The 20,624-nt window shown below is 49.6% G+C and carries 16 protein-coding genes and 1 pseudogene; 6 read left to right on the forward strand and 11 right to left on the reverse strand.

Features of this window, described 5'->3' with window-relative positions:
• Positions 1-6 precede the first annotated feature (6 nt).
• From PJI16_19575 to PJI16_19625, 11 genes and pseudogenes are all read right to left on the reverse strand, one after another.
• Complete coding sequence (locus PJI16_19575) at positions 7-1,164, reverse strand: phage tail sheath subtilisin-like domain-containing protein (GenBank protein ID MDT3779765.1); 1,158 nt, start codon at positions 1,162-1,164, stop codon at positions 7-9.
• 108 nt (positions 1,165-1,272) lie between these two features.
• Positions 1,273-2,313 carry a hypothetical protein gene (locus PJI16_19580; protein ID MDT3779766.1) on the reverse strand — a complete coding sequence of 347 codons (1,041 nt, stop codon included), beginning with the start codon at positions 2,311-2,313 and terminating at the stop codon, positions 1,273-1,275.
• Positions 2,314-2,655: 342 nt separating this feature from the next.
• Complete coding sequence (locus PJI16_19585; GenBank protein MDT3779767.1) at positions 2,656-2,967, reverse strand: DUF2007 domain-containing protein; 312 nt, start codon at positions 2,965-2,967, stop codon at positions 2,656-2,658.
• A 228-nt stretch (positions 2,968-3,195) separates the two neighbouring features.
• Complete coding sequence (gene mgtE / locus PJI16_19590) at positions 3,196-4,545, reverse strand: magnesium transporter (GenBank protein ID MDT3779768.1); 1,350 nt, start codon at positions 4,543-4,545, stop codon at positions 3,196-3,198.
• Between the two features lie 418 nt (positions 4,546-4,963).
• The gene (locus PJI16_19595; protein ID MDT3779769.1) at positions 4,964-5,158 is read right to left on the reverse strand and encodes a hypothetical protein; all 195 of its coding nucleotides are present in this window, start codon (positions 5,156-5,158) and stop codon (positions 4,964-4,966) included.
• 783 nt (positions 5,159-5,941) lie between these two features.
• Positions 5,942-6,418, reverse strand: a complete 477-nt coding sequence (locus PJI16_19600; GenBank protein MDT3779770.1) for a hypothetical protein — start codon at positions 6,416-6,418, stop codon at positions 5,942-5,944.
• Positions 6,419-6,998: 580 nt separating this feature from the next.
• The gene (locus tag PJI16_19605; GenBank protein ID MDT3779771.1) at positions 6,999-8,357 is read right to left on the reverse strand and encodes a sigma-54 dependent transcriptional regulator; all 1,359 of its coding nucleotides are present in this window, start codon (positions 8,355-8,357) and stop codon (positions 6,999-7,001) included.
• Positions 8,354-9,751, reverse strand: coding sequence for an ATP-binding protein (locus PJI16_19610; protein MDT3779772.1), 1,398 nt, complete (start codon positions 9,749-9,751; stop codon positions 8,354-8,356). The genes PJI16_19605 and PJI16_19610 overlap by 4 nt, the downstream gene beginning before the upstream one ends.
• A gap of 182 nt (positions 9,752-9,933) precedes the next feature.
• On the reverse strand, positions 9,934-10,263 hold the full coding sequence (locus PJI16_19615; GenBank protein ID MDT3779773.1) for a hypothetical protein: 330 nt from the start codon (positions 10,261-10,263) through the stop codon (positions 9,934-9,936).
• A gap of 105 nt (positions 10,264-10,368) precedes the next feature.
• A pseudogene (locus PJI16_19620) lies at positions 10,369-10,614 on the reverse strand (response regulator).
• Between the two features lie 15 nt (positions 10,615-10,629).
• Complete coding sequence (locus PJI16_19625; protein MDT3779774.1) at positions 10,630-10,767, reverse strand: hypothetical protein; 138 nt, start codon at positions 10,765-10,767, stop codon at positions 10,630-10,632.
• A gap of 1,451 nt (positions 10,768-12,218) precedes the next feature.
• Here PJI16_19625 and hyfB point away from each other — a divergent pair.
• Genes hyfB through PJI16_19655 form a run of 6 tightly spaced genes read left to right on the forward strand, consistent with a single transcriptional unit; the run spans position 12,219 to position 20,522 of the window.
• Positions 12,219-14,249: a hydrogenase 4 subunit B gene (hyfB, locus tag PJI16_19630; GenBank protein MDT3779775.1), complete on the forward strand. Its 2,031-nt coding sequence runs from the start codon at positions 12,219-12,221 to the stop codon at positions 14,247-14,249.
• Positions 14,250-14,258: 9 nt separating this feature from the next.
• Positions 14,259-15,212 carry an NADH-quinone oxidoreductase subunit H gene (locus PJI16_19635; protein MDT3779776.1) on the forward strand — a complete coding sequence of 318 codons (954 nt, stop codon included), beginning with the start codon at positions 14,259-14,261 and terminating at the stop codon, positions 15,210-15,212.
• 1 nt (position 15,213) lies between these two features.
• The gene (locus PJI16_19640; protein ID MDT3779777.1) at positions 15,214-15,882 is read left to right on the forward strand and encodes a hydrogenase; all 669 of its coding nucleotides are present in this window, start codon (positions 15,214-15,216) and stop codon (positions 15,880-15,882) included.
• A gap of 5 nt (positions 15,883-15,887) precedes the next feature.
• Positions 15,888-17,372, forward strand: coding sequence for a proton-conducting transporter membrane subunit (locus PJI16_19645; GenBank protein MDT3779778.1), 1,485 nt, complete (start codon positions 15,888-15,890; stop codon positions 17,370-17,372).
• The gene (locus PJI16_19650; GenBank protein MDT3779779.1) at positions 17,373-18,917 is read left to right on the forward strand and encodes a hydrogenase 4 subunit F; all 1,545 of its coding nucleotides are present in this window, start codon (positions 17,373-17,375) and stop codon (positions 18,915-18,917) included. It abuts the gene before it with no gap.
• Between the two features lie 6 nt (positions 18,918-18,923).
• Positions 18,924-20,522 (forward strand): NADH-quinone oxidoreductase subunit C, encoded by a 1,599-nt coding sequence (locus tag PJI16_19655; protein MDT3779780.1) that lies wholly within the window; start codon positions 18,924-18,926, stop codon positions 20,520-20,522.
• Positions 20,523-20,624: the final 102 nt, after the last annotated feature.

The raw sequence follows: 20,624 nt of genomic DNA on the forward strand, positions 1-20,624 counted from the left end.
GGGTAATCACACTTGGCCGAAGGGTTTGGCTTTCTGTTGGATGTTAAGAATCATAAATTCAGCCGGTTTGAGTGGTGCGAATCCTATCATGATGTTAACGATGCCGGCAGTCTGGTCAGAGGCCGAAATGGTATCCCGTCCGCATTTGACAAAATAGGCTTCCTGGGCTTTTTGCCCTTGAAAAGCCCCCTGCCGGAAGATTGATTGGAGAAATATTTCAATTGCTTGGCGGATGTGGGCCCACAGGGGTTCGTCGTTCGGTTCACCCACCACCCACCCTAATCCCTGTTGTATGCTTGCTTCCAGAAACAATCCCAGACGACGGACCGAAAGATATTGCCATTCACTGGAAGGTGACAGGGTTCTTGCCCCCCACGCGACAAACTGTGACGGAGATGTTTGCCGGATTGGATTGATTCCAAATTTAGTGAGTTGCCCCATTTCCGATTGCGTCAGTGTCGGTTCGATATTCTGAACGCCATGAAGGATGGCCTCCGTTCCTGCCGGGGCTTTCCATACTCCTTGTTGTTGATCGGTTCTGGCCAAGACCCCAGCCATAGCTCCGCTGGCGGAGATGGTCTGCTGAGGTGCGTTCTTAAGTGACTGGGGGACTTGGACACGCGGAACGTACATAGCCACATTCGGATGGTGAATGTTTGATTGATGATTTACCCAGGTTGTCAGAGCTCTGACCGTTTGTCGGGGGGCATCGCGTTGGGGGACATCCAGGACATACATCGCACGGTGTTTGGCAACAAGGGCAATGGCTGCTTGCATGACTTTGACTGCATGGACATCCGGAAGCTGTTCGGTTTGAGGAATGAATAAAATATTAAAATTTACTATGCGATCGAGAAGAGAAAGGCCTTTGAGAAATGGAGACACACCTTTGATCGGTCTTGTTCCGATGCGTACCACCCAAATGGCCTTTCCTCCATTATTAAAGAACTGTTTGATGCAGTGGGAGGAGAGAGCGTCTGTTGTGAGTCCCCCGTATTCTTTCTCAAATGCCAACCAGTTCCGGACCTGTCGTGGAGACGTCATCGACCCTTTGGGAAATGAACCGATGATGGCCGCGGTTGAGGTGGAAGCCGGTTCGATCGCTGGAGGGAGGAACGAAGGTTTGTGGATAGATGCGCCAGGAGTCGAGTGAAATTTTTTCATAAAAAACCGTTCAATCTCTTTCTGTGGCCCTTACCTTTAAAGGGTATGAACATTGGCATGAATCTGAAAATGGCTATGGAGCAGAATTGCATTCCTGCTTCGAGATCTTCAGGACGAACGGGCTGATGCGGCCTTCAATCGCTTGGGAGAATTCCCGGCATAGGTTTCACCTCTGAGATCCTGATTTCCCAGATAAAAGGCTGCGACCGTCAGACATTCAAGGCCGAACGGTAAATAGCCGGCATACCCGAGGATCGGCATTTCCCCCATTAGGACTGCGTGGACGTAGGGAATTGAATATTCCCAGTGGACAAGGCTGTAGGCATTCCACATCTCCCAAAATACTCCACAGACCAAAGCTGCCAGAGCGGAAAGAATCGCGGGACCCCAGTTTCCTTTGGCCAATGGGGACAGGATGGTTGGAACCCTCCGTATTATTTGTATTCCTAACATGATCAGAAGCGGGCTCACCCAGAGAAGAGAATACAGCAGCGTGGGCCAAATCCCAATCATCAGAAGCCCGAAACAACCAAGGCTGAACATCAGCCATCCGGTGTGCGATTCATTGACTGAAGAGATGGCCAGCCAGTTTTCAAATGGTGCTCTTATCCAGGAAAAGGAAGACAGGTATTCATAGGTACCCAGAACGGCGGGTAGAACCGTCGAAAATGAAAGAGTGAACCAGGAATAGGTCAGAAGCGGTTGAGTTGGTACCAGACCGACATAGTGCCAGTTCTGTACATACTGATTGAGATATTCAAACGTCCACCAGAAGCCTGCACTGAGGAGAAAGAGTTTGAAAAGATAAGCGGGCTGATGCGTGATCATGCACCTGCCGGTTCGAGAAAAGCATAAGGCGTTGATGACCGCGATGTAGCCAAGCCAGAGCAGGGGGAACGTATAGGGCTGCCATTCCTGGAACCAGGAAAAACGTGTCCACGCGAGGATTGAAGCTAGAGTCGTCCATCCTACGGCCATCCAACCCCACCAGGGAAACTTTTTGGTAGAACCGGATTTGTATGGGCTGTGGCACCGGGTTTTCCCGTAACGCCAAAGAAACGGGGTAACCGTTGCGGAAATGAGCAGGGCCAGGAGTCCAAATATCGGCCAGGAAAGAGAGGCGTTTCCTGACTGTAGAGGAATGGGCAATAGAGCCAAATCCTGGGGAAGAGGTTGGCCAGATAGCACAATACCCAGAGGAGGCAGCCCAAGAAGCAAAAAAATAAGAATGCTGGCGTTGATTACCTTTGTGGAAGACATGGGAATGTAAAAAACAGAAATCCACGTGTAGAGATTGAAGGCACACATGAAGCCTTGGTTCAGCTTAAACCAGGCTTGCCTCCTGAGCCAACAGCCAAGAATGTGGGGCAAGGTTAAACCGCCGGAATTTAGCAAGATCCATTATGGAACTTGTCATGTGTGTGCCAAGAGCGCAGAATGCTGGAAACACTTGGAACCTATATAGCCTTGGCGAGCCCCGGCTGAATTCTTTTACCGTCTTTCCATGCCGCATTTCCAGCATGTAGTAAATTCTTTTTGATGCAATTCTCCGCATCCGGAACAGGTCCATTGCGTTGCTTCGAGAGGCTGAGCTTGTTCCCAGTCTTCAAGTAATCTGTTGGCCCGGTTAAAATTCTCGTCCTTCAGCACCCACAGTTCCGGGAAGACCTCAACAAATGGCACTTCCCCTCCCAACATCGCTGAGCGTTGATTCTTGATCGTGGACGGTATCTGGGCCTGATCCAACAGTTCTTTTCGGGATTCCACGTCGATGAGGCTTTGCGAGACGTACAGGTTTTTCATGGTTCATGTACCTGGTGTTGGATAGGCAACAAAGACGAAGAGGGGAATGTGCCAACCAACATATCGGAATGGTTCAGACTAAAGCGATCAAGCTCCATTACACAAATATAAGTAGGGGAAATCCAGTCAAGATCTTTAGTGAGGGGAGAACCTTCGATCCTGTATGGGGCCATGTGGGAAAAGAAGGCAATCTTTTTCGAAATGACTTTGGATGGAAAGGCTTTCTTCTTACATCCACCATCCTGTGCCCCCGCCAATAATAACTGTAGCAATGGAAAAGTAGAGAAGAAGGCTGGTCACGTCGGCAGTCGAGGTGACCATGGGGCTACTTGCAACGGCAGGATCGATTCGGAAAAAATTCAACGCGACAGGAAACAAGACGCCAATCAGATTGGAGACGAGGACAATAGCCGTCGTGGCTAATCCGACAGCGAGTCCAATACTCCAATCGCTTCGGCCAACGCCGATGAGACCCACCCCCATTCCCATGGTAATGCCCAACAGACTTCCCACGCCGAATTCTTTGCCCAAAACCTTTATCCATTGGCTGCCTTTGACATCTTCAGTGGCCAAGGCGCGGACCATTAATGTGGCGGCTTGAGTTCCGGTATTCCCGCCACTGGCCATTAACAATGGAATGAAAAAGACGAGGGCTATGGCCGAGGTTAGAATTTCTTCATATGCGGCAAGCACCACAGATGCGCCCAGATTCACCAGAACCAGTCCGATGAGCCAGGGAATCCGTTTTCGATACAGACCCCAGACACTCGCCTCACGGTAGCTCATCTTGAGTGGTTCAACGGCCGCCCCTTTCTGAATGTCCTCGGTGGCTTCTTCCGTGGCCACATCAAAGACATCGTCGGCTGTGACAATGCCGAGGAGTACCCCATTGGTGTCGACAACCGGCAACGCAAACAGGTCGTATTTTTGCATGATTCTCACGGCTTCTTCCCGATCTTCTTCCGGAGCCAAGGCCACAAAGGAATGATCCATAATGTTTTCAATGGTGGCTGAGGGAGCGGCCAAGACTAATCGCTCCAATCCTAAGGCATTTAACAGTTTCTCTTGAGCATCGGTCACGTAAATGATGCCAATTGTTTCAGCTTCTCTTCCTTTTCGTCGAATATGTTGTAAAGCCCGTTCGATTGTCCAGCTTGGGAGGACGGAGACAAAGTCAGGGGTCATGAGACGTCCGATGCTTTCTTCAGGGTATCCCAGAAGTTTTCTTGCTTCGATCAGGTCAGGAGGACTGAGGAGATTCAGCAGTCTCATGGTGGTCTGACGAGGCAGATCTTCGAGCAAAACGGTACGATCATCCGGACGAAGCTTCGCTAAGAGTTCGCGCGCTTCTTGATCGGTTAATTCCGTTAAGAGAGAATCCTGAATGTCCGGCTCTAGGTAGGAAAACACTTCACACGATTGGGGGAAAGGCAACGCATGGTAAAGAAGGACGCGATGGGTTTTCGCCATGGTAGAGAGCATTTCGGCTATTTCGGGGGAGGGTTTGTCTGTTAAAAGATTCTGGAGTTCCTCCCATTTTTGCTCATTGAATAAAGATTCCATCCGGGTATCTGCCATGATTTGATCTCCTTGATAGGCCTATGCACTCGGCCTGAGTGCCGGGTGAGGATCATATACTGGTAGGGTTGGAGCTGAAAATCAAATATGGAGGAACAGAACACAGTTTGAGGAAAACAATGTAGTCTTCCCCAACTTACTCAGGATGTCTAGTTCTGCTTCCTCTAAGCTTTGAAGATTCGTTGGAAAACAAAGGAGCGAAAGCAGCAAGTAATTATTCCTTCTTTGGATTAGGAATCAATTCAATATCAGAGATATCTCTAGCGCCCATAGCGACAAACTGCAGGCGACTGGGAACCCAAGCCACAGAATTCACCGGCCAATGACGCGAAGTCATGCAATAAGATTTCCACTGGCTATTTTCCACACCCGAATCCCTCCATACCCGGTCCCTGAGACCACCCAGCGGCCCATCGGATCAATGGCGCAACTGCTGCCCCAGGCCTGTATGCCCCTCCAGCGTCCGGAGCAATGCCGGATCGAGCAGATCCGGTATCGGCCACTGTGGCTTGAGATACGGAAAATCAAAAGTCTGTCCAATCCGTTTCGCTTCCTCCTGCAAAGAGGATTGGTCTTGTACCGGGTTTAATAAGGTCGTGTGTACGGCTTCCAAAAAGGTCTGGCCAGCAAACAGATGGGTGTCCTGTGGGATCAGGCGTTGAAGACGGTTGAGACCTTTGTCTTGTTTAGAACCGAGGATGGCACGGGGAATATCCCCCTACGACACTGGTTTTCAGACAATTAAGCTACTCTGGCCGTTCCTGAAAGTGTGGACGCTCGGAGGGCACGCCATACAGCATGCCAAGGGGAGCCGTTTCGTCTTGATTCAAAGTTTTCGGTCCGGGAAACATCCGCAGGGGCACAGGGGGAGTGAGGGTACTGGGTGGATCTCTACTGGTGATGGAAATATGACTTTGATCGGCCTGGGAATGAACTGCGATACATCCCCCTACTTTTGAAATGTCTCTACGAGGGTTTGGGAAATTATCATGAGGGCCGCATGTTGTTCTCGTTCTGAGAATAGATCCAACGGTTCTTGTGGTGGACAAGCCCATTGATATTTGTCTAGGCCCGTGGGTCCCGCCGAACTGGAACTGATCGGCACACAAAACATGGGGATGTGTCCGTTTGCCGCAGCTTCCTCAAACGGAGGCAGTTCATGGTTCATGATAAAGTCTGAGTCAAAAAAATGAGGGCTGAGAAATGAGATTGCGCGTTTCCTGCGGCATAGAAGGTCAGAGAAAAACATTGAAGGGATTGGAATGGTGAACAACCTGTAAAAGGTAGGTTACCGTGAAGGACGAAAATTCACAATATTTTGGAGGAAGCTTGTGAGGGAAAAAGGGAGGCCGATAAATGGCAATGAGAGTAGGTACTCTCTTCCAGGCATACTGTCTTACCGGATGCCCCAATGAATCTGATAAGACAAATCATAACCCCACTCATTTTGTGTCCCTCCCAATACCGATCCGCTGAATGAAATACGATAAAGGCCGCTCTCCTGTATGGGAAATGTTACTGTGCCTCTCCCGGATTGAGAAACCATCTTATGGTAGGGCGTGTCGCCAGATGGCGCAGTTCCAATTTTATACACGTGGATGGTGAGGGACCCTTTGTGTATCACCGTCTCATACTCAGCGAAAAATTCCTGGCCTTTTGTAAAATAAAATGTGTTAAGGCCCCATGAGTAGCCTGATTGAGTATTGGTAATTCCATTTCCCTTGATGTTACGAGATTCATAGCCCAAGGTCTCCATTATGCCGGTGGCCAAGGCCAAAACCATCCCAACGACTAATACGAACAACATTCCGAATCCGCCGACCACGACTTTTCCGGAAATTTGGTTTTGCTTTTCTAGAGCAACATTTTCCATAAATATGCCATGTTGATGTTGGTCTGCCTTTTTTCCATCTCAGTTCTCTCCTGGTGTATCTTTAGGAATTATCGGCCTCGTCCGCTACATCCTTAATCTCCACACGGCAATGTTTATGGGGTATGGGCGGAGACCTATGACGTGGACAGGTACGCTCTACCGAACCAGGTCTGTCCCCCAGCAAGCAAGGACAAGGAACCCATGATAGTGGGGTGATTCTGTATGTGATGGCTGTTCGGATGGGGCCCGTGCATCTGGGTAAACAGCATATGCCACCTATTACCGCAAATCCGGGTAACAGAGCCCCCCAGCACAGGTACATGAGGTAAAAATGGATCGGAAGTTGTTGCTTTTGCTTTTGCGATGTAAAGTTGAAAGAACGACGAAATATTTCGCGTGGATTTCTTCCCGGGCATCAATCATCCCTTTTCGTACTGTGGAACGTCTGGAGGTCTTTAGCGATTATAAAACCACACAGGAAGCGATCCCGAGGTCACCATTGTTTAGTTCTTTTTATACGCAAGTCCTAAAAGGTCAGGTTCCTCCTTTTGTCCTGGTTCCGCTTGTGGGCTTAGGGGTTCTACTCCTCTATCCCATATTCTTTGATTTTATATTGGAGCGATCTCACACTGATCCCGAGGAGTTTCGCAGCCTGTTCACGGTGATGGGTGACTTCCACGAGTGTTCGGCGGATGACTTCCCGTTCAATGTCCTCGAGAGGGGTTCCGAGGGAGATCACCATCCTGTTTGCGGGATTGACACTTGTTCGAATTTCATCTGGAAGTTGATCGGGCTGAATGGAGTGCTCCTTCACCGTGACGACCAGACGTTCAATGACATTCCTGAGTTGACGAATATTACCAGGCCAGTGGTATTGAACGAGAAATCTTAGCGAAGCGGAAGCAAGATTTTTGAGTGGAATCCGGTGCTTCTGTGCAAATTCCTTGAGAAAATAGTCAAGAAGGACAGGGATATCTTCACGACGCTCTCGCAAGGGCGGCAGATGAATCGGCACCACATTTATACGATAGAAAAGATCTTCACGGAACTGTCCGGTTTCGACCAAATGAGCCAAATCGCGGTTGGTGGCGGCAATAATCCGGGTATTGACGGTGATCAGGTTTTTTCCTCCAAGCCGCCGGAATTCACCGGTCTCTAAGACCCGTAGAAAATCTACTTGGGCTTTTAAGGGGAGTTCCCCCAACTCATCCAGAAAGAGCGTTCCCTCATCGGCCAACTCAAATCGCCCCGGCTTGGTTCCAACCGCCCCGGAGAATGCCCCTTTTTCGTATCCAAATAATTCACTTTCGAAAAGAGACTCGGGAAGGGCACCACAATTCATGGTGATAAAAGGTTCATGGGACCGCTGGCCTTGTTGATGAATGGCGCGTGCCACCAACTCTTTGCCTGTTCCACTTTCGCCGCCGATTAAAACTGTGACGTCGTTTTTGGCAACCATTCCAATAACATGGTGAATGCGACGCATCGCTTCACTTTCGCCAATCATTTCCTCGATTCGTTTTCGTGTCTCGAGTTGGTGACGTAAATCCTGATTTTCGGCTGCAAGCCGGTGGCGGTCCAGGGCCTTTTGAACCACAATCGAAAACCGATCGCGGTCAATGGGTTTGGTGAGAAAATCATATGCCCCCAACCGCATGGCTTCCACAGCCGTCTCAATAGAACCATAGGCCGTGATGACGATGATTTCGGTGGCTGGCCAAAGGGATTTTATTTGTGGGACGAGAGCGATTCCACCGATACCTGGCATTTTTACATCCGTAATAAGAAGGTTGCTGGGCGACTCTTTCATCAGAGTCAGGGCGGATTCGGCGGAGTCTGCGCCCTGGGCGCAATAACCAGCCTTTTCCAATATCGTCACCAACGCATTACGAATATTAATTTCGTCATCGACAACCAGAATGCGAGTGTCTTGTTTCACGCACCCTCCAGGAGGATGGTAGGGGCATTCATCACCACTGGTAAGCTCAACGTGACCGACGTGCCATCACCGGGAAGAGCGGCCACGTCAATGCGACCGCCGTGATTTTGTAAAATTCGATGTGCGACCGCCAGGCCAAGGCCGGTCCCGGTTTCCTTTGTCGTGTAAAAAGGATCGAAGATATGGACAAGCGATTGAGGATCAATACCTTGTCCGGTATCGTGAACGGCGATCTCTACCCAGTGACGCTCTTGTCGTTCACGTTCCTGGACGATAATTCGGCAGACCCCACCTGCCGACATGGCCTGGAACGCATTAATTACGATATTGATGAGCGCTTGTGCGATCTGCGTTTCGTCACCCTGGACATCCGGAAGGTTCGTGGGTACTGAAACCTGAAGCTGCTGATCCCTGTCCTGGGCCTCATGTTGTAATAACTGTGTGACGTGCGACACGAGGGACTGAATGTTCACTTTCTGAAATTGAGCAGGCCGTGATTGTGCATATCGCATGATATTGTCCAAAATTGTCGACAGCCGGTTCAATTCGGTATTCAGTACTTGGAAATAGTCATTGGTGCGACTGGACAAGTCGGTTGTCTCTCGGAGTTCTTCTTCAAGTAAATGAAGATTGAGATCCAAGGCGCTGAGAGGATTGCGGAGTTCATGGGCGACACCAGCTGACAACGTATGAAGCGCAGTCAATCTTTGGGCTTCGTTCACCTGTTTTTCGAGGGCTAGCCACTCTGTGACGTCGTGTAGTTGAAAAATCATTCCTGCCGGTTTGCCATTATCTTCCGTCAAATCAACATTGGTAATGCGGATCGTTCGTACCTCTCCATTTTTGGAATCGAAGGTAATCTCTTTCGAATGCATGGATCCGCCATGGTGGAGGATTTGGGAAAGGAGCACCTGAATGGGATGCCCTTCCCCAAACACCACCTCATAATGTTTGCCCAATAGAGAAGCCGCAGGGCGCTCAAGAATGGTTTCAGCTGTTGGATTGGCTGCGGTAAGAACTCCATCCTCACTGACTGTTAACACACCGGTCGGGATACTTTCCAATATGTGCCGGGCGAGCCCCTTGACCTCTTCAAGGTTTTGTTTGGTGTTGGCGTAATGTAGATAAGTGACGACTGCGGAAATACCAACCCCACCGACGATGAAGAGCAGAAGTGTGATGGCGATTAAATCCCGGCGGGATTGTCCGACTGCGGCATTTAATTCCGAGGATACGGTTTTGCCTTCTGTGAGGCCAACCACCACCATACTTTGATGCTCAAGACTAAAAACCAATAACACGCCAATTACTACCCCCACAATGATAAGAATGGGCATGATTTGGCGAATGAGGAGATTGTGAAAAAGTGGTGTTTCAGGGTGAGGGCGGAACATTCTTATTCTCTTTTTTTTTGATTCCTTCAAGAAACTCCTGTGGAATCCTTATCTATCCTTCTCATTTACCATAGCCAAGGAACAAGAGAGGCGCAATGGTCGATATTGTGGTTATGGAGGAGTGAATCGGTGGGTGGGTTCGAAATCATATCGGGATACAAAAGCGTAATTCCCGAAATTCTTTATTCATGATCCGGAAAACATCTGACGCATTTTTTAATCCGTGGGATATATTGATTGCGGCGATGCCGCTTTGGCGGCACATGGGCACGGGCTCTCATCCGAAAGTTGTCAATGACAGCTCTGGCCATGAGGTCATTCGGGTAGATGTTCAGGATGCGCTCACATTCTTCCCTGGCCTTTCCATACCGTCGATTGGCTATTAGGAGAAACACGAGAAAATATCGATATTGGATCACCGTACATTTTCTGTTGATCAAGCTCCGTAGTATAGTCTCCTGACTATTGACCCAGGCTTCATACAAGGGGTTCATGTTTAGAGTTGAGAGCATGGCCTTTCCCTTTCTGAGAAAAATGAGGTCATTCCAGGATTACGAAGAAGCGGTTTCATGGTCGTTTGGGTCTCTTGCCCATTTTTGATTATTGCGGCATATCTCTTATAGATCAGGTTTTAATCCCAGAACCTTCATGACCTGAGCAACCAATTGCTGAAGGTCATAGGTTTTTTTGAGTACCAGGCACGCGCCAGCCTTCATTGCCTGCTTTTGTAGGGTCTCATCCCAATCACTGGTAATCATGATGACCAGTGGAGAGTCGTCTGAGTTTTGCTGCTCAGTCAACTGATCCAGGAATTCCATTCCATCCATGATCGGCATGTGGTAATCCTTGAGTACCAAATCAAAATGCTCATTTTTGAGTTATTCGAGAGCCGCAGTTCTATTCACAGCCTGACGGCATTCGCACCCTTCTGCCTGCAGGGTTTTGCAAATCGATCGCCGAATGGAAAGGGTATCGTCAACGACCAGCACATGTTTGGCAGAATAGTAGACGGCCATATCCCAAAACCTTTTATTGGCAATCTAAGGCATGACTTATTCAGAGATCTTCAAAGGAATGTGACCTCGTTTGCAGAACAAAGGTTATGAAGTGAATGACAACATTCATCGTTGGTCACACTTTGGAATTTCTGCATTACCTTAATCGCAAACTGCAGGTACCCTGACAGAACGTATCGAAAATAAAGATATACACAAGAGCAGTGTTGGTTGGACAAGGATATTTCCTGAAATATTCTCCTATTGGTATTTCAATTCGTTAGAGTTTCAAAGATAACCCCGTAGCACGACATCCCTTCCCCCCGGTCATCATAGTTAATGTGCTTGCATTGAACTATTTCCCCCCAATGTCCTTCTCTCCATATTATTTTGGGCTTTGGCATGGTCATGGGAATTTCATAACAGTGTTTGAACCTTAGGCTGAGCAATGGACATGCCAAATGCCATATGAGACGTCGAACATCGTTTATTGAAGGAGAACTGAGCTTTTCCTCAAATTTTTCGGATTGGATGATTTTTTACTCGCCTATCAAGCAGGGTGTTCATGCAAAAGTTGCATGAGGAAGATCGACTTAGGAGAAAGGTATTTTGAAAAGCCTTTAATCTATACCAAGTTTTGATGAATAAGCATAACTATAGATGTGCAAATTTTGCATCATGACTGAGGAAGTTTTTCAGGAAGATAGAATTTACATGGATCAAGGGTTCACTGGTTTTTTGCATATATGGCGATGTGGACAACGTCTGTCGTGGTCGTTTTGAAGGAAAGGCAATGGGCACAGGAGGAGGTCGATTCCTATTGACGAAAGCCTTGTTGGAAACTTGTATCGATTTGAAGGCCACATGCATTCCTATTGGTGTGGTGGCATGGCTGGAAATATGTTGCACGTTAGCTGGAGGAATCATCGTGACCCAAGACCTGCAAAGTTTGCAGAAGAGATGCGGAAATGCGTTATTTCTTTGGAATTCCTTAACCGACTTCGAGCTATTTCTAGGGTCTTTTGCCGTGTTTCCAAGAACATTGGAGCAAGAACAGAATAAACATTCAAGGTATAGCTTTTGCACTGACATGGATGTGTGCATGAAAATCAAAACACCATTAGAGAATTTGAGGGGACGGTTAAACAGATACTAGTGAGAACGCCAAACTTCGACTCAGGCCATCAGCATGTTGTTTCTTTCCTAGCGTGGATATTTCCCCAATCCCGAATAAATTTTTGCGTGGGTCACCCCTTCAAGGAAACCAAAACCCCCTTGCACCCAACACGTCTACTCACCAAGAAATTTGGTGGTTTCTCCTCTAAGCATGTGTCTCTTTATGCGACGGTCATGAAACGATCTGATGACCAACATTCCTTAGGATATTCCTATTCTCTCAATCAGGTGAGGCCAACTGTCTTGACACTTCCGCTTGCCCGTTTGGTCACTGAAAGTGACACCGTAATCAAGGCATGACGACAATCCTGTTTTTGGCTCTGCTGTTGGCTTATGCGTGTGGGATGCTTCTCCCACTTTGTTTCCCAAGTCGACCGCATATTCAGAATGTGATTGCGCATGGATCAGCGTCCGTGGCCTGTGGCCTGGGGATAGCCCTTGGTCTGATTGGGCTTTTGGCCTCTGAGCCGCTGGTTTGGTTTTGGTCTTCTTCGATTCCTCTTCTGACGTTTTCTCTCCGGCTCGATTCCCTCAGTGCCTTTTTTGTCCTGACGATTTCCCTTGTGGGGTTGGCGGTGTCGGTATTTGCCAGTGGCTACGTCCGGGAATTTTACGGACGTATTCCTGTCAGTCTTCTCGGCTTTCTCTATAACGGGTTTCTTCTATCCATGTTGTTGGTTGTCACGGCGGATAATGCCTTCTTCTTTTTAATCGTCTGGGAATTGATGTCCCTCCTCTCATATTTTCTCGTAGTATCGGAGCATGAAAAACCGGACGTCCGTTTTGCTGGATTGTTTTATTTAATTATGACCCATGTGGGCACGGCATTTATTCTGGTGACGTTTCTCATGTTTTACCAGGAGACGGGTTCGTTTGCCTTTGAGGCATTTCGAAGCGCCGACCAAGCCCTGCCGGAAGGGTTGCGGACCCTGGCCTTTTGGACAGCCCTCATCGGTTTTGGAACCAAAGCGGGCATTGTGCCACTTCATGTCTGGTTACCCTATGCCCATCCCGCCGCACCATCTCATGTCTCCGCGTTGATGTCGGGTGTCATGATTAAAACGGCGATTTATGGCCTCCTTCGGATGTATTTCGATTTTCTTGGCGGACCGTTTCCCTGGTGGTGGGGATTTGTGGTCTTGTTGGTGGGCACGGTTTCGGCCCTTCTTGGGGTGATGTATGCGTTGATGGAACATGATTTGAAGAGTCTTTTAGCCTTTCACAGCGTCGAAAACATCGGCATTATTTTAATGGGAATAGGAACAGGCATGGTGTTCTATGCCTATGACATGCCCCATCTGGCAGCATTGGGAATCATCGCCGGGCTGTACCACACGATCAATCACGCGGTGTTTAAGGCCTTGCTCTTTATGGGCGCGGGTTCACTCCTGTATGCCACCCACACCCGGAACATGGAAGAATATGGGGGACTCCTTCGACGGATGCCCTGGACGGGCCTGTTTTTCTTAATTGGGGCCGTTTCCATTTCGGCCCTCCCGCCGACGAATGGATTTGTCAGTGAATGGCTGGTGTTTCAGGGGCTCTTTTTGAGCTTGGAACTCCCCTCTCTTTTTCTGAAATTGATGCTTCCCATCGCTGCGGCCTTGCTTGCGCTTACTGGCGCGTTGGCTCTTGCGTGCTTTGTTAAGGCCTTTGGGATTTCCTTCCTGGCCCTTCCGCGAAGTCCCCACGCACGAAAAGCTCAAGAGGTTCCTGTCCCTATGCGCGTCGGGATGGGAATTCTCGCCGGCCTTTGTCTGGTTTTAGGATTGGCTCCTGCAGTCGTGGTGCCCCTCCTGGATCGGGTGAGTGAACCCTTTGCGGGGATATCAATTGCCGGGAGGATGTTTGAAATGGGTGGTTGGACACTCGCACCGGTGAGTGGAGAGTTTTCAAGTCTCTCTACTCCAGTTCTGGCGATTATCCTGGTCGGTCTCACAGGATTGGGATGGGGGCTCGCCTATGTTCTGGGAGGGAAAGGGAAAACCCGGTTTTATAAAACATGGGGGTGTGGGTTGAATGTGACCGCACGAATGGAATACACCGCGACCGGTTTCGTGCAGCCCATTAAACGGGTATTTAGCACCATTTATCAACCGACGGTCAAACTCGAAACAGAATTTCTTGAAGAATCGCATTATTTTGCCAAGCAGAGACATTTCGAATTTTCCATCGAACCCATTTTCCTCAAGTATTTGTATCATCCAATCCTGAAATTCTTTTCAACCCTGGCTGATCGTTCCCGGGTGATCCAAGGAGGAAATTTGTCTTTGTACCTGGCTTATATTTTTGTGACGTTGGTGGTTTTACTGGTGGTAATGGGATAGGGCGTATTCATGAGCGCAATCGATTTCCTGCTGATTATTCTGCAAATGTTTCTGGTTTTAGGGCTTTCTCCCTTAATCGTGGGGGTCATTCGACGAGTGAAAGCCCACATGCAATGTCGACATGGGGCGAACGTGTTCCAGCCCTATTCGGATCTTGCCAAACTTTTTCACAAGGAACCGGTGATCTCTACAACAGCCTCGTGGATTTTCCCAGCTACGCCATACATCCTGTTTTCCTCAACCTTGGCTGCCAGTCTGCTTGTGCCCACCATTATTGCGCCCATGCCGCTCAATTTTGCGGGAAATATTATTGCCTTGGTCTATCTTCTGGCCCTAGGGACCTTTTTTCTGATGCTGGCGGGCCTGGATTCCGGATCCGCCTTTGGTGGAATGGGCAGCAGTCGCGAAGCGATTGTCGCCTCACTAACCGAACCGGCCTTGATTCTGTCCTTGTTTGCCGTGGCCCTCACGGCGGGCTCGGCCAATATCAGCGCCATCGTGTACAAGACGGCGATCTTGCAGGGTATTGTGCTGGATCCTCCGCCTCACTTAATGGCCTTGGTGGCTCTGTTTATCATTACGCTGGCCGAAACTGGCCGAGTGCCCGTGGATAATCCGGCCACGCATTTGGAATTGACCATGATTCATGAAGCGATGATTTTGGAATACTCCGGGCGATATCTGGCCCTGGTTGAGTGGGCAGCCGGAATGAAACTCATGATTTTTTTGACCTTGCTGGTCAACATTTTTGCGCCGTGGGGCATTGCCACCACCTTGTCCCCGTCAGCTCTAGGCTTAGGGGTGCTGGTCTTTGTGGGGAAGGTTGTGGGGTTGGCCGTTGTGATTGGTGTGTTTGAATGTATGTTTGCCAAATTGCGGTTGTTTCGCGTGACGGAATTACTTGGGGCAGCCTTTATTCTGTCATTATTAGCCCTGGTGTTTTTTTATATCCTGCGGGTGTGACATGCCAACTCTCCCGGTCAATATTGGTTCGTACCTGGTCAATCTGTGCTCGGCCCTCCTGTTGCTGACGTGTTTTGCCATCGTCGCACAACGGCGCCTGATGGCGTGCGTGGACTTGTTCGCGTTGCAGTCGGGGTTTTTGGCAGTGACCGCCACGCTGGTGGCGTATTTGACCGGCATCCACCATATTTACCTGGCGGCAATACTCACTATCGCCATTAAAGCCATTATCCTGCCACGGATTTTAAAGAAGATCGTGAGGCAATTAAATGTTCAGCGCGAGGTCAGCATGTATGTCAACATTCCAACGGGTTTGTTGATCTGCGGGGGATTGGTGATTCTCGCATTTTTTATTACTCAACCGATTGTTCATCTCGGTTTCCTTCTGACTCAAGATTCTTTGGCGATTGCCCTGGCCATCGTGCTGATCGGATTTTTTATCATGGTGTCCAGGCAAAAAGCCGTCACCCAAGTGATCGGGTTTCTCGTGATGGAAAACGGGCTGTTTCTCGCAGCCACCGCTGCCGCCTATGGGATGCCGTTAATGGTGGAGTTGGGAATCTTTTTCGATGTGCTGGTCGCCGGCTTGATCGTGGGTATTTATACCCATCAGATTCAGGAGACCTTCGGCAGTGTGGATACCAGCCGAATGAAGGCTCTCAAAGAGTAAGTCTCATGATTTGGCCGATAATTCTTCTCATTGCGACCCCGTTCTTGATTGGCGTCAGTGGGCTTGTCGTCCGTCATCGGCAGACGTTGGACGTCCTGCATTGCGTGCAAGCCGGCATCATGGTGGTTTCGTCAATCTTATTGGTCGATGAGGTGTCCCTGAGCGGACCTGTTTCTTTTTTATACTTCCTGCATGTTGATGCCATCAGCGCCTGGTTTGATTTGGTGATCGGGATCGTGGCAGGGACGGGAACCTTATATGCCGTAGGGTATGTGGGGGAGCAGTATGACCGTGGGCACATGTCGCTCAAACGGTTTCGTCAATTTTTTATGTTTTTCGATCTGTATTTGGGGGTCATGCTGTTGGCCGTCAATGTTGAAAATCTTGGGATGATGTGGATTGCCATTGAAGGAGCGACCTTGTCGGCCGCCTTGCTGATCGGATTTGAGCGGAACAAGGGAGGCCTTGAGGCGGGATGGAAATTTGTGATTCTCAGTTCAGTCGGTATTGCGTTGGCCCTTTTTGGGACAATCCTCGTGTATTACTCCTCGGAGCAACTCCTTGGGATTACCGAAGAAGCGCTACACTGGGCAACACTGTATGAGGTTGGGGACCAACTCGATCCTTCCGTGATGAAAATTGCCTTTATTTTCATTTTGGTTGGGTACGGGACCAAGGCGGGTCTGGTCCCTATGCATACCTGGTTACCCGATGCGCATGGAGAAGCCCCCACTCCCGTTAGTGCAATGCTTTCCGCAAATATGTTGACCATGGCGATCTATGCGATTCTCCGGTTCAAGATCCTGACCGATCAGGCGGTGGGGCTGGATTTCACAGGAACCTTGCTCCTGGGATTTGGATTTTTCTCCGTCGCGCTCTCCTCGATTGTCCTGTTGCTTCAAGAAGATTTCAAACGACTGCTAGCCTATTCCAGTATCGAGCATATCGGTATCGCATTAATTGGTTTTGGTCTGGGGGGCTTGGGAGTATTTGGAGGATTGTGGCATCTGCTGAATCATGCCTTGGCAAAATCCGCCGCGTTTTATGGCGCTGGCCTTGTCCTGATTACGCATGAACATAAGTTTATCGCTCGTGTCCCTGGCCTGCTACGTGAGCATCCAGTTGCGGGAGTGGCCTTATTCGTCGCAGGGCTTGTTCTTGCCGGCATGCCCCCCTTCGGATTGTTTGTGAGTGAAATCACGATCGCTGCGAACGCCATGAACACAACCCCATCGATCGCATATGGGTTCCTCGCTGTATTGACTCTGGCTTTTGCGACGCTGTTGTTTCAAATTTTGAGAATGGTCCTCGGTGTGCCCATGGAAACGGCCACCTCCACCGTGGGGCCACGGTGCCGGGCCTTTTCGACCGCCGCGATTGCAGTGAATCTGGGTGCCCTGATTTTTTTAGGGCTCCATGTCCCTGCCGGCCTTCATGATCTTATCGGGGCGATTCTGCCATTTTTTCATGCGGAAGGAGAGTATTTCTAAATGCCGGACGAGAACGATGTGACGCTGATGGTCCTGGCTGCGCCGGTTGTCGCCGCAACACTCAGTCTATTCATCAAAAATATTCGTCTGCTTCACGGCTTGAACGTGATGACTATGGTCATCCTGGTGGTAGCCGCTCTGGTTCTTTGGGCAACCGTAGTTCGTGATGAATCCTTCACGGCACTCGGAAATGTGGTGTTTATTGACAGCCTCTCGATTTTCATTCTCTCAATCGTGGTGGGTATTGGTTTTTCCTGTTCGATTTATCTGTGGTCGTATTTTGATGATGAGGCTATTCAACAGTTAGTTCAACCTCATCGTCTCTGGACTTTTTTCCCTCTGTATCACGTATTTTTGTTTGCCATGATCGTCGCGACCCTGGCGAACAGTCTGGGTGTGCAATGGGTTGCCGTAGAGGCGACGACCCTGGCAACGGTCTTCCTCATTACATTTTTTAAAAGCCGGGAAAGCTTGGAGGCCGGATGGAAATATCTCATCCTTTGCTCGGTCGGTATTGCCCTCGCTTTGTTCGGAACGGTCCTGACCTATTATTCGTCAATTCGTGTGCTTGGGGAAGAAAACGCCGCATTGAATCTGACCAGCCTGTTGCCCGTGGCTGCTCAGATGGATGGACACGTCCTTAAGTTGGCTTTCATCTTTATTCTGGTCGGGTACGGCACGAAGATTGGTCTTGTCCCGATGCATACCTGGTTGCCTGAGGCCTATAGTGAAGCGCCGGCCCCGGTCACAGCTATGCTGGCCGGAGTCCTGGAAACCGTTGCGGTGTATGTCCTCCTGCGGAGTAAATCCATCGTGGATCAGGCCGTCTCACCGGGATTTACAGGGAACCTCCTGATCTTAATCGGATTGGTCTCGTTTGGGACGGCAGCGCTGTTTATCCTGATTCAACGCGATTACAAACGGCTTTTTGCGTACTCCAGTATCGAGCATATGGGATTGGCCATGTTGGGGTTTGGTATTGGGGGACCACTAGGAACCTTCGGTGGGCTATGGCATCTCCTCAACCATGCCTTGGCTAAATCGCTGGGATTTTTTGCCGTCGGCAACATTTTTCGCCGTTATCGAACCAGACAGATTCATGAGGTCCAGGGTATGGCCAAAGTCCAACCCATTACCGCAATCGTCTTTCTAGCCGGTGGCTTGGCTTTGGTGGGCATGCCCCCGTTTTCACTATTTAACAGTGAGCTGTTAGTGATCACTTCACTGGCGCAAATGACCTTTCAATTTGATTCGTTTCATCTGGGGCGATTTCTAACCATCACCGTCTCACATGAAATTCGGAGCCTGGGAATCATCATGATCATTGTTCTGTTCGCGGTGGCTTTATTCGGAGGATTTATCTACCGGCTGACCGGCATGGTATGGGGCACCCCACCTGCAGGGGTCAGGCAAGGGGAGGCCTGGCACATCGGGCAACTCCCACTTGCCTTATCGGTCTTCGCCTTGGTGTGGATGGGATTTTCTCTTCCCACCCAGGTTGAAGCTCTCTTACAACGGGCCACCGACGTGGTGATAGGAAGATAACCAAACATGGAAACGGTATTTCAACCAGTTGAACATTTACAAAGCATATTCGGTCCGGCGATTAACCGTGTCTCCACCGACCACGGTGTTCCTGTGGTCCATGTGAACACCAATCAAATTTTGCCGATTACCCGATATATTCATATCAATGAGGAATTCAGAGGAACTCTTTCCTTGCTATGGGCTGTCGATCACCGTCCTCGTGAGGTGCGCTACGAACTCTGGTACTTATTTACGCTCGGTGATTCCAAGGACTGGCTTATTGTCTCCACGGATCTTCTGGGGGACGAACGGCTCTTTGAGTCCATCACACCCAAAATTCATGCGGCCAACTGGTATGAGCGGGAAATCCGGGATATGTTCGGCCTCATCGCACAAGGGCATCCGGATCTTCGGCGTCTGGTCCGGCACAATCACTGGCCCAAAGGGGTTCACCCCTTACACAAAAATTTCCCATGCAATTCGGTCTTGCAATGGCGCCAACCTCCCGGATCGGTTGATGGTCATTTTATTCACGGGGAAGGCGTGTTCGAAGTGCCGGTGGGCCCCATTCATGCGGGAATCATTGAACCCGGACACTTCCGGTTTACTGTGGCAGGAGAACCGATTATGCACCTCGATCTCCAACATTTTTGGAAACATCGTGGTGTGGAAAAGCTGTTCGAACAACAGACGCTGTCCGATGGCGTGGTATTGGCCGAGCGAATTTCAGGGGACACGACCTTTGGGCATAGCCTGACCTATTGCCAGGCTGTGGAATCGTTAATGGACATTCATGTGCCTCGACGGGCCAGATATCTCAGGAGTTTGTTCCTGGAATTGGAGCGGCTCCACAACCACATTGGTGATGTGGGAGGTCTTTGCAATGACACGGCCTATGCGCTGGCCCATGCCCACTGCAGTCGATTGAAAGAACGGGTGATGCAATTGAACGACCATCTGACGGGCTCCAGGTTCCTTCGAGGGGTGAACTGCGTGGGAGGAGTGGGGATCGATCCCCCGGCGGTTCAATTATCCGACACCGTGACTGAACTTGAACGTATTGAAAAAGATTTTTCCGAACTGGAACAGATTATCGCCGTCAATGCTTCGCTGATCGATCGGTTTGAGAACACGGGTATTGTTAAGAAACAGACCGCCTGGGACCATGGGGTAGTGGGTGTGGTTGGCCGGGCGTCGGGGATTGACCGGGATCTTCGAAGAGATCGGCCTTTTGCAGCCTATGATGAGCTGTCCGTCCGTGTGGCGGGTTCTATAAATGGGGATGTACGGTCCAGGGTACAGGTTCGGATGGCAGAGATCCACGAATCGATTCGATTGATTGGAGAGATTCAGCGTACCCTCCCTGATGGCCCCCTGAAGGGTCGTCGCCAGGTGGTTCCTGTTCCCGGAGCCTGGGCGCTTTCTGCTGTTGAAGGATGGCGTGGTGAAATTGTGTGTTTCCTCATGGCGGGGGAACACGAAGGGATTCATCGTTGTAAGGTCCGTGATCCTTCCTTTGTCAATTGGCCGGCGATTCAATTGGCAGTGATTGGGAATATTATTCCAGACTTTCCTCTCATTAATAAAAGCTTCAGTCTGTCTTATGCGGGGAATGATTTGTAATACATTGCAAGAGGTGCAGTGTGGAGGGTAGGGGAATGGGTGGGAAGCAGGGAAACCAACCACCGTGATGACATGGAAGAACGACGGGGGAGCCCTATTTTC

The sequence above is a fragment of the Nitrospira sp. MA-1 genome (genome assembly GCA_032139905.1).
Lineage (GTDB): Bacteria > Nitrospirota > Nitrospiria > Nitrospirales > UBA8639 > Nitrospira_E.

Bases quoted from the DNA above. Each gene is read 5' to 3' on its own strand.
- PJI16_19575 (MDT3779765.1), bottom strand. From the start codon at position 1,164: ATGAAAAAATTTCACTCGACTCCTGGCGCATCTATCCACAAACCTTCG.
- PJI16_19585 (MDT3779767.1), bottom strand. From the start codon at position 2,967: ATGAAAAACCTGTACGTCTCGCAAAGCCTCATCGACGTGGAATCCCGA.
- mgtE (MDT3779768.1), bottom strand. From the start codon at position 4,545: ATGGCAGATACCCGGATGGAATCTTTATTCAATGAGCAAAAATGGGAG.
- PJI16_19600 (MDT3779770.1), bottom strand. From the start codon at position 6,418: ATGGAAAATGTTGCTCTAGAAAAGCAAAACCAAATTTCCGGAAAAGTC.
- PJI16_19610 (MDT3779772.1), bottom strand. From the start codon at position 9,751: ATGTTCCGCCCTCACCCTGAAACACCACTTTTTCACAATCTCCTCATT.
- PJI16_19615 (MDT3779773.1), bottom strand. From the start codon at position 10,263: ATGCTCTCAACTCTAAACATGAACCCCTTGTATGAAGCCTGGGTCAAT.
- PJI16_19625 (MDT3779774.1), bottom strand. From the start codon at position 10,767: ATGGCCGTCTACTATTCTGCCAAACATGTGCTGGTCGTTGACGATACC.
- hyfB (MDT3779775.1), top strand. From the start codon at position 12,219: ATGACGACAATCCTGTTTTTGGCTCTGCTGTTGGCTTATGCGTGTGGG.
- PJI16_19635 (MDT3779776.1), top strand. From the start codon at position 14,259: ATGAGCGCAATCGATTTCCTGCTGATTATTCTGCAAATGTTTCTGGTT.
- PJI16_19640 (MDT3779777.1), top strand. From the start codon at position 15,214: ATGCCAACTCTCCCGGTCAATATTGGTTCGTACCTGGTCAATCTGTGC.
- PJI16_19645 (MDT3779778.1), top strand. From the start codon at position 15,888: ATGATTTGGCCGATAATTCTTCTCATTGCGACCCCGTTCTTGATTGGC.
- PJI16_19650 (MDT3779779.1), top strand. From the start codon at position 17,373: ATGCCGGACGAGAACGATGTGACGCTGATGGTCCTGGCTGCGCCGGTT.
- PJI16_19655 (MDT3779780.1), top strand. From the start codon at position 18,924: ATGGAAACGGTATTTCAACCAGTTGAACATTTACAAAGCATATTCGGT.